This window comes from Arthrobacter sp. P1_A5 (assembly GCF_056406825.1).
In genome coordinates this window covers 1-8604 of the sequence record NZ_JBFTZL010000156.1, presented here as the reverse complement: position 1 = coordinate 8604, position 8604 = coordinate 1, and the positions used below count along the sequence as shown (strand labels likewise).

At 67.0% G+C, this 8604-nt stretch carries 9 protein-coding genes, 2 pseudogenes and 1 riboswitch; of the genes and pseudogenes, 10 read left to right on the top strand and 1 reads right to left on the bottom strand.

Going from position 1 to position 8604, the window contains the following annotated elements; genetic code table 11:
* A pseudogene (locus AC1D1S_RS16680) lies at nt 1-181 on the top strand (alpha/beta hydrolase); the annotation flags it as partial.
* Here the strand turns inward: AC1D1S_RS16680 and thiC are convergent.
* Entirely contained in the window at nt 178-2028 is a 1851-nt protein-coding gene (gene thiC / locus AC1D1S_RS16675; RefSeq protein WP_476994962.1) for a phosphomethylpyrimidine synthase ThiC, read from the bottom strand. The pseudogene AC1D1S_RS16680 and the gene thiC sit on opposite strands and share 4 nt — an antisense overlap.
* A riboswitch (TPP riboswitch) is annotated at nt 2023-2130 on the bottom strand. It overlaps the preceding gene by 6 nt.
* A gap of 76 nt (nt 2131-2206) precedes the next feature.
* Here thiC and AC1D1S_RS16670 point away from each other — a divergent pair.
* The 9 genes and pseudogenes from AC1D1S_RS16670 to AC1D1S_RS16630 all read left to right on the top strand — a co-directional run.
* Nucleotides 2207-3313 (top strand): amidohydrolase family protein, encoded by a 1107-nt coding sequence (locus AC1D1S_RS16670; protein ID WP_243177166.1) that lies wholly within the window; start codon nt 2207-2209, stop codon nt 3311-3313.
* A gap of 73 nt (nt 3314-3386) precedes the next feature.
* Complete coding sequence (locus tag AC1D1S_RS16665) at nt 3387-4262, top strand: VOC family protein (protein WP_476994961.1); 876 nt, start codon at nt 3387-3389, stop codon at nt 4260-4262.
* 570 nt (nt 4263-4832) lie between these two features.
* Nucleotides 4833-5270, top strand: a complete 438-nt coding sequence (locus AC1D1S_RS16660; RefSeq protein WP_476946011.1) for a hypothetical protein — start codon at nt 4833-4835, stop codon at nt 5268-5270.
* A 218-nt stretch (nt 5271-5488) separates the two neighbouring features.
* On the top strand, nt 5489-5914 hold the full coding sequence (gene rpsP, locus AC1D1S_RS16655) for a 30S ribosomal protein S16 (RefSeq protein WP_026266438.1): 426 nt from the start codon (nt 5489-5491) through the stop codon (nt 5912-5914).
* Between the two features lies 1 nt (nt 5915).
* Nucleotides 5916-6158 carry an RNA-binding protein gene (locus tag AC1D1S_RS16650; RefSeq protein WP_018773450.1) on the top strand — a complete coding sequence of 81 codons (243 nt, stop codon included), beginning with the start codon at nt 5916-5918 and terminating at the stop codon, nt 6156-6158.
* 123 nt (nt 6159-6281) lie between these two features.
* Nucleotides 6282-6899 (top strand): ribosome maturation factor RimM, encoded by a 618-nt coding sequence (gene rimM, locus AC1D1S_RS16645; protein WP_243177169.1) that lies wholly within the window; start codon nt 6282-6284, stop codon nt 6897-6899.
* A complete protein-coding gene (trmD, locus tag AC1D1S_RS16640; protein WP_476994960.1) occupies nt 6900-7745 on the top strand; it encodes a tRNA (guanosine(37)-N1)-methyltransferase TrmD in 846 nt (281 codons plus the stop codon).
* A 235-nt stretch (nt 7746-7980) separates the two neighbouring features.
* Nucleotides 7981-8340, top strand: coding sequence for a 50S ribosomal protein L19 (rplS, locus tag AC1D1S_RS16635; protein WP_018773447.1), 360 nt, complete (start codon nt 7981-7983; stop codon nt 8338-8340).
* 130 nt (nt 8341-8470) lie between these two features.
* Nucleotides 8471-8604: pseudogene (locus tag AC1D1S_RS16630) on the top strand (signal peptidase I); the annotation flags it as partial.

Below are 8604 nucleotides of genomic sequence, written 5' to 3'. Positions count from 1 at the left end.
GGTGCTGACCGGCGGCTGGGAACCGCTGTATGAGGAAATCGCCGGCTACCTGCGCGAGACCGGCGCCCTGCACCGCACGGCACCAGGAGGGCACCGGCCCCAGGATTCAGCCGAAGGGGACCGGGCCATCCGCTCCTACATCGCCGAAGTCAGCCGGCACCAGCACGCCCGGGCCTCCTAGGAAGCTGCGCGTCCTCCCACCGAGGGCTGCGGCAGGTAGACCTTGCCGCCCGAGGCGCGGAACTCGTTGCTCTTCGCCCGCATTCCGGCCGCCATCTGCGCCAGGGCCGCCTGCGAATCAGCTGAACCGTATTCGTCCCGGATGTCCTGGCTGATCCGCATGGAGCAGAACTTCGGACCGCACATCGAGCAGAAGTGGGCTGTCTTGGCCGGCTCCGCGGGAAGCGTCTCATCGTGGAAAGCCTCGGCCGTGACCGGGTCCAGGGACAGCGCGAACTGGTCCCGCCAGCGGAACTCGAACCTTGCCTTGGACAGGGCATCGTCGCGTTCGTGCGCGCCGGGGTGGCCCTTGGCGAGGTCCGCGGCATGGGCCGCGATCTTGTAAGTGATCACGCCCGTCTTCACATCGTCCTTGTTCGGCAGCCCGAGGTGTTCCTTGGGCGTGACGTAGCAGAGCATCGCGGTGCCATAGCGGGCGATCTCGGTGGCGCCGATCGCCGAGGTGATGTGGTCATAGCCCGGTGYTATGTCCGTGACGAGCGGCCCGAGTGTGTAAAACGGGGCGCCCTTGCAGAGTTCCTGCTGGCGCTCCACGTTTTCCCGGACGAGGTGGAAGGGCACGTGCCCGGGGCCCTCCACCATGACCTGCACGTCGAAGTCCCAGGCCCGCTGCGTGAGCTCGGCCAGGGTGTCCAGYTCGGCGAACTGTGCCGCGTCGTTGGCATCCGCCGTCGCGCCGGGCCGCAGCCCGTCGCCCAGGGAAAAGGCGACGTCGTAGCGYGCGAAGATCTCGCACAGCTCGTCGAAGTGGGTGTASAGGAAGTTYTCCYGRTGGTGCGCCAGGCACCAGCCGGCCATGATGGAACCGCCGCGGGACACGATGCCGGTGACCCGGTTGGCCGTCAGCGGCACATACCGCAGCAGCACGCCGGCGTGGATGGTCATGTAGTCCACGCCCTGCTCGCACTGTTCGATCACGGTGTCCCGGAAGATCTCCCAGGTCAGGGCGTTCGCCTCACCGTTGACCTTCTCCAGTGCCTGGTAGATCGGGACCGTTCCGATGGGGACGGGGGAGTTGCGGATGATCCACTCGCGCGTGGTGTGGATGTCGTCCCCGGTGGAGAGGTCCATGACGGTGTCCGCGCCCCACTGCGTGGCCCACTGGAGTTTGTCGACCTCCTCGGCGATGGAGCTGGTCACGGCGGAGTTCCCGATATTGGCGTTGATTTTCACCAGGAACGCCTTGCCGATGATCATCGGCTCGGATTCGGGATGGTTGACGTTGTTGGGAATGATCGCGCGGCCCGCGGCCACCTCGCTGCGCACCAGCTCCACATCGCAGTTCTCGCGCAGCGCGACGAACCGCATTTCCTGGGTGATGACACCGTCCCGGGCGTAGCGCATCTGCGTGACGGTCCTGCCCTCAACGGCCCGGCGCGGCACCGGCCGGCCGCCCCGCCACTCGGYCGACGCGGCACCGCGGCGCACCGCCGATTTGCCGTCGTCGAGCAGCTCGCGTTCGCGGCCGGCGTAGGGTTCGGTGTCCGCCCTGTCCTCAATCCAGGGGGTGCGGAACGGCTCCAGCCCGCGGACCGGATCGCTGCCCGGGCCGGCAGTGCGGTAGACCCGGAACGGCGGGTTCCGGACGCCGCCCGGGGAGGGTTCCAGGGCGATCTCGGTCACCGGCACGCGGATGCCGTGCTCCGGGTCCGTGCTGAAGGCCAGCGAGTGGGACTTCAGCGACTGTGTGGGGGCCAGAGGCTGGCTTGCGRCAGACCCGTGCTGGGCTGGCCCAGTGGGGGCTGACTCATTGTGGGCAGGGCTGTGCTGTGTCACTTGGGAGTTCACGGAATACTCACTTCCTTCGCCGGCATTACCCGGACAGGTTCAACGGTCGCGGGCTGCGTCAGCCCGATCTCAGCCCCTGCAGGGGCACCCGTGTGGTCGTAGACGAAGCTACCACGCACCTCCGGCCGGCCGTCGAGTGTGACGCGGACGGCGGAGCCAGAGGGCTAGGCTTTAGGCCATGACCAGCATCATCGAGTTCAGCGGGCCCATCCTCACGGCGGCGGACCAGGTCCGCTACGGGTTGTGGTCGGTAGATGGCCGGCTGACCTTTCGCCGGCCCGCGGCCGCGCCGGAGCTCGTGCTGGACGGCTGGGTCATGCCCGGCCTCGTGGACGCACACTGCCACATCGGCCTGGGCCCGGGCGGGGACGTTACCGAGGACACCGCGGAATCCCAGGCCCTGGCGGACCGCAACGCCGGGACGCTCCTGGTCCGCGACGCCGGCGCCGTCCACGACACACGCTGGCTCCAGCAACGCGTGGACCTTCCCCGAATCATCCGCTCGGGCCGGCACCTCGCGAGGACCCGGCGCTACCTGCCGGGCCTGGCCGTCGAGGTCGAGCCGGAGGATCTCGTCGAGGCCGTGCGGAAGCAGGCCCGCGCGGGCGACGGCTGGGTCAAGCTCGTGGGGGACTGGATCGACCGCGACGCCGGCGATCTCGCCGCCAGTTTTCCCGCCCGGACGGTCAAGGACGCCGTCCGGGCCGCCCACGATGAGGGGGCCCGCGTCACCGCACACTGCTTCGCCGAAGACACCCTCGATGACATGCTCGACGCCGGGATCGACTGCATCGAGCACGCCACCGGGCTGCTGCCGCGGCACCTGCCGCGCTTCCTCGAACAGGGTGTTCCGATCGTGCCCACCCTGATCAACATCGCCACGTTCCCGGACATCGCCGCCCGGGCGGCCGCCAAGTTCCCCCGCTACGCAGCCCACATGCGCTCGCTGTGGGAGCGCCGGGCGGAGCGGATCCTCGAAGCCCACGAGGCCGGGCTGGCGATCTATGCCGGTACCGACGCCGGCAGCGTGATCAGCCATGGCAGGATCGTGGACGAGATCCAGGCCCTGCACGCCGCCGGCCTTTCCGCCGCTGCCGCCCTCAACGCCGCGAGCTGGTCCGCGCGGACCTGGCTCGGCGCGGAGTCCATCGGTGAAGGGGCAAGCGCTGATGTCCTCGTCACGGCCGAAGATCCGCGGAGCAATCCGGCCACGCTCCGCCGGATCCGGCATATCGTGCTGCGTGGGCTGCCGGTAGACCGGGAGCCAAGCGGCCATGAGGAATAAATTGAAGCTTCAAGTAATTTAGTTTTATAGAGTCGCCGAAGGCCGGCGGCTAACAAATCCACGGAGCGTTGCCATGATCGCAGAAGCCAGCACCCAGGACCTCCTTCCTGCCGAACTCACCATGGGCACCGTGATGCTCAAGGTCGGCGACATGAAGCTCATGACCGACTACTACCAGCGCGCCCTCGGCCTGGAGACTGTGGCCGAACAGGACGGCGGGCTCTACCTTGGGCGCCAGCAGAAGCCGCTGGTGCATCTGGCGCCTGCCCCGGACCTGTTTCTACCTTCCCGCGGCGAGGCCGGGCTCTTCCACACCGCCCTCCTCTTCGAGGACCAGCACTCCCTGGCGGCCACCATCGCCACCGCGGCCCAGTACGAGCCCCAGTCCTTCACCGGCAGCGCGGACCACCTCGTCAGCGAGGCGTTCTACTTCAACGACCCCGAAGGCAACGGCATCGAGCTGTACTGGGACCGGCCGCGGGCGGCGTGGTCCTGGGAGGGCAAGAACGTCGTCATGGACAGTCTCGCCCTGCCGCCGCAGCGCTACCTGCAGCAATACCTGACCGAGGAGTCCGTGGCCAGCCAGCGCCAGGCCGCCGCCGGCGTCGGGCACGTCCACCTGCAGGTCGGCGACGTCCAGTCGGCGCATGAGTTCTATGTCGGCACGCTCGGCTTCGAGAAGACCGCGGGCTGGCACGGCCAGGCGCTGTTCGTCTCGGCTGGCGGATACCACCACCACATGGCCATGAACGTATGGAACAGCCGCGGCGCGGGCCCCCGGCGCGACACGCTGGGCCTGGGCGAGGTCCTCATCGAAGTGCCCTCCGGCGACGACGTCGCGGCCCTGGCCGACCGGCTCAAGGCTGCCGGCGTCGAATCCCACCACACCGGCGCCGAGCTGCGCTTCGAGGACCCGTGGCGCAATCGGATCCGCGTCGCCGTGCGCTAGAAGTTCTGCCCGGCAAGCTGGTCGCTGGGCATGTCCAGCGCGCACAGGACATGTCCACTCTTCGCCGGCGGGCCTTGGTTGGGTTCCCCGGGCCAGCGAGGGACATGGCCACTGTTCCCAGGCGGGACATCGGAGCATGTCCATTGCCCACAGCCGGGAATAGACATAGACGCCATATGTTCATTGGTTGCTGTCAGGACGGGGCATGGCCAGCGACCTTCGCCGGAGTGGGCAAGGTTCCCCCGGGGCCAGCGAAGGACATGTCCACACTTCGCCAGCAGGACACTGGAACATGTCCATTGCTCGCAGTCGGGAATAGACATAGGTGCCACATGTCCAGTGCTCACGGTCGGGGGAGGGCGTGTCCACGGGCGGGGTCGGGTTCCCCGGGCCAGCGAGGGGCATGTCCATTGCTCGCAGTCTCGAATGGACATAGATGCCATATGTCCAGTGCTCAGGGTTAGGGGAGGGCATGTCCAGCGGGCGGGGCTGGGCCGTGCTGAAGCGGCTAGGCTGAAGCGACGTCGAAAACAGCGGTCTGCGGACCGCCGAACCCTAAGGACCAGCTGCATGGGATTCACCGAACTCTTTGTGTCCACCCACGAAGAAGCCCTCGAGCGCGCCGGCGCACTGGAAGACGGCAGTCCGGCCGCCCCGGGCGCCGTCCGCATCCCGGAGATCAGCGACTTCGAGGTGGAGCGGCTGGGGGACCTCGCCGGCGTCGCCGTGCACGCCCCGGGCGCGGACTATGAACTGGCCATGGTCGACGTGGCCAGCGACTCGCTGCTCGGCGTCCCGGCGGCAATGGTCCGCACGCTGGCGGAACTGCTCAGCTATGAAACCGAAGGGGAGGGTGACGTCCTGGAGGATGTCGCCGCCAACTGGGCCGCCGAGGAGGACATGCCCTTCGGTCCGGACGAGGCCCGGGACTACGTGCGCCGGATTGCCGAGCTCGCCGCCGGCGTCGACCCCGCCACCAGGTCCGGCCTCTTCGTCTGGACGTCCTGACCGGCCCTCGAGGCCGCTTCCAGGCCGCGCGGTGGTGCGCCAAGCTCGTGTCAAGTCGAAATCCTGCCGGTGATCTGGCACAATGAACAGGTACTCGATCTGCGTGGCCCCTCTCTCCGCGTCTGGATCTTGTCCTTTAGAACCCCCAAGTACGGCCCGCCCCACGGGTGCAGAACGCCGGGCTCGACCCCGTTTCAGAAACAGGAGTGACCACAAAAGTGGCCGTAAAGATTCGCCTTAAGCGCTTCGGTAAGATGCGCGCACCGTACTACCGCATCGTCGTCATGGACTCACGCTCCAAGCGTGATGGCCGTGCTATCGAAGAGATCGGCAAGTACCACCCGACCGAAGAGCCCTCGTACATCGAGGTCGACACGGACCGTGCCCAGTACTGGCTCGGCGTCGGCGCACAGCCGTCCGAGCAGGTTGCCGCGATCCTGAAGATCACCGGTGACTGGCAGAAGTTCAAGGGTCTCCCGGGCCAGGAGGGAACCTTGAAGACCAAGGCTCCCAAGGCTGCCTTCGTTACCCCGGAAAAGGGTTCCGTGATCATCCCGGAAGCCATCACCAAGAAGGCCAAGAAGGACGAAGCTGCCGAGGCTCCCGCCGACGCCGCCGAAGCAGAGACCACCGAGGCTGAGTAAATTGCTGGCAGAAGCGCTCGAACACCTGGTCCGCGGGATTGTTGACAGCCCCGAGGACGTCAAGGTCAGTGCGAAGAACAACCGCCGCGGGGAAACCCTCGAGGTGCGCGTTCATCAGGACGACCTCGGACGGGTGATCGGCCGGCAGGGCCGGACCGCACGCGCATTGCGCACTGTGGTTGCGGCGCTGGCGGACGGCGAGCCGGTCAGGGTCGACGTCGTCGACACCGACCGCCGCCGGTAACGCTTTCAGCACTACTTGTCTTGAGTCCGGCCCCTTCACCAGATAATGGTGGAGGGGCCGGACTGTTTTCCCGTTATTCCGCACCAGAGAATACAGAATCACCAACCCCGAACAGAGGAACAGATGCAGCTCCAGGTGGCACGAATCGGCAAGCCCCACGGCATCCGCGGCGAAGTGACTGTCCAGGTGCTCACCGACGCGCCCGGCGACCGTTTTGTCCCCGGCACCCAGTTCATCGTGGAACCCGGCTCGGCCGGGCCGCTGACGGTGTTCAGCGCCCGCTGGAACAAGGACATCCTGTTGCTGGCCTTTGACGAGATCGAGACCCGCAACGAGGCTGAGGGCCTGCGCGGCGCCAAGCTGTTCATCGAAACCGAAGACATCGGCGCCGAGGACGACGACGAGGGCTGGTACGAGCATGAGCTCGTGGGCCTGGAGGTCCGCGTGGGCGACAATGTGGTCGGCAAGGTCTCGGCGCTGCACACGCTGCCCGTCCAGGACCTGCTGGTGGTCACGACGGATGACGGCAAGGAAGTCCTGATCCCCTTTGTCGAGCAGATTGTGCCCGAGGTTAACGTGGCTGAAAAGTACGTCCTCGTCACCCCGCCGCCCGGACTGTTCGAAGTCAACACGGACGAGGCGCCCGAGGCCCAAAACCCCGAGGCCCAAAACCCCGCAGCCCAGGATCCCAAAGCCCAAGGTGCCGCGGCCCGGAACTCCGAAGAGCAGGGCAACGCGTAGATGAGAATCGACGTCGTCAGTATCTTTCCGGAGTACCTGGCCCCGCTGGAGCTGTCGCTGATCGGCAAGGCCCGCCAGGACGGCCTGCTGGACCTCAAGGTCCATGACCTGCGTGACTACACCACCGACCGGCACCGCACSGTCGATGACACSCCCTMCGGCGGCGGCGCCGGCATGGTCMTGAAGCCCGAACCCTGGGCTCAGGCCCTCACCGCCGTGGCCGCCGGGCGGTCCGGGGACGCCGGTGCCCCTGACGACGGCGGCACCCCAGAGTCTGCCGGCCCGGACGGTGCCGCCAAGCCTGTCCTGATCGTTCCGTCACCGGCGGGGGAGCGCTTCACCCAGGCCACCGCCCATCAGCTCGCCGAGGAGGACCAGTTGGTGTTCGCCTGCGGCCGGTACGAGGGCATCGATGAACGGGTCCTGGAGTGGGCCGCGGAGCACTTCACGGTGCGCCCGATGAGCCTGGGGGACTACGTCCTCAACGGCGGCGAGGTCGCCGTGCTGGCCATGGTCGAGGCCATCGGCCGGCTGCTGCCCGGCGTCGTCGGCAACCCCGAGTCCCTCGTGGAGGAATCCCACTCGGACGGGCTGCTCGAATACCCCGTCTACACCAAGCCCTCCAGCTGGCGGGACCGGGACGTCCCGGCCGTGCTGCTGAGCGGCAACCACGGCAAGATCGCCCAGTGGCGCCGGCATGAGCAGTACCGGCGCACCGCCGAACGCCGTCCCGACCTCCTCGTGGAGTTCGACGCCGGCAAGCTGCCCCGCGCGGACCGTACGGCCTTCTCCGACCTGGGGTACGACGTCGTCGACGGCCGCCTGCTGCGCCGTCCCGACGCCTAACCGCCGGGATTGGGCTAACCCGCACAAAATGTGGCAAAATTAGTCCTTGTGCCTGCTGGGTTGCGAACCTGCCACAGGGGGAGCGCTACCAACAGCCCGGCACCCCGGCCCCGTCTACTCCTGACAGGGCCGGATTGACAAACTTTCGGYGGAAATTTGCGGGCGGCGCATGCCACCGGCCCTGACCGCCGTAACCCAACGTGAGTGACCTGTGGCGTTCACCAGGAGTGGATCAATGCATATCCTCGATTCCGTAGATGCAGCCTCGCTGCGCACCGATGTTCCCGAGTTCCGCGCGGGTGACACCATCAAGGTTCACGTGAACATCATCGAAGGCAAGAACTCCCGCGTCCAGGTCTTCCAGGGCTTCGTCCTTGGACGCCAGGGCGATGGCGTCCGCGAAACCTTCACCGTCCGCAAGGTCTCCTTCGGTGTCGGCGTAGAGCGTACCTTCCCGGTGCACTCCCCGATCATCGACAAGGTCGAGCTCGTCTCCAAGGGTGACGTGCGCCGCGCCAAGCTTTACTACATGCGTAACCTGCGTGGTAAGGCCGCGAAGATCAAGGAAAAGCGCGACTTCCAGACCGCCAAGTAAGCTTTTTCGTCTTCCACGACAGGCTTCCACCGCGGATCCACGGACCGTATCCGGTGCGTCAGCTAGTGCGGCGCCGGAGCTATCCGCAACAGCGCACATTAGTTCACGACAGCGCCAGGGGATACGGAACATGGAACAGCCAAAACGCCAGCCCAGGAAACCGGGCTGGCGTTTTGCGTTGCTGGCCCTGGTGCTCGCCGTGGCCATCAGCGCCGTGGTCCGCTCCCTGTGGGTGGACATCTTCTTCATCCCGTCCGCCTCCAT

Bases quoted from the DNA above. Each gene is read 5' to 3' on its own strand.
- AC1D1S_RS16670 (WP_243177166.1), top strand. From the start codon at position 2,207: ATGACCAGCATCATCGAGTTCAGCGGGCCCATCCTCACGGCGGCGGAC.
- AC1D1S_RS16665 (WP_476994961.1), top strand. From the start codon at position 3,387: ATGATCGCAGAAGCCAGCACCCAGGACCTCCTTCCTGCCGAACTCACC.
- rplS (WP_018773447.1), top strand. From the start codon at position 7,981: ATGCATATCCTCGATTCCGTAGATGCAGCCTCGCTGCGCACCGATGTT.
- AC1D1S_RS16660 (WP_476946011.1), top strand. From the start codon at position 4,833: ATGGGATTCACCGAACTCTTTGTGTCCACCCACGAAGAAGCCCTCGAG.
- rimM (WP_243177169.1), top strand. From the start codon at position 6,282: ATGCAGCTCCAGGTGGCACGAATCGGCAAGCCCCACGGCATCCGCGGC.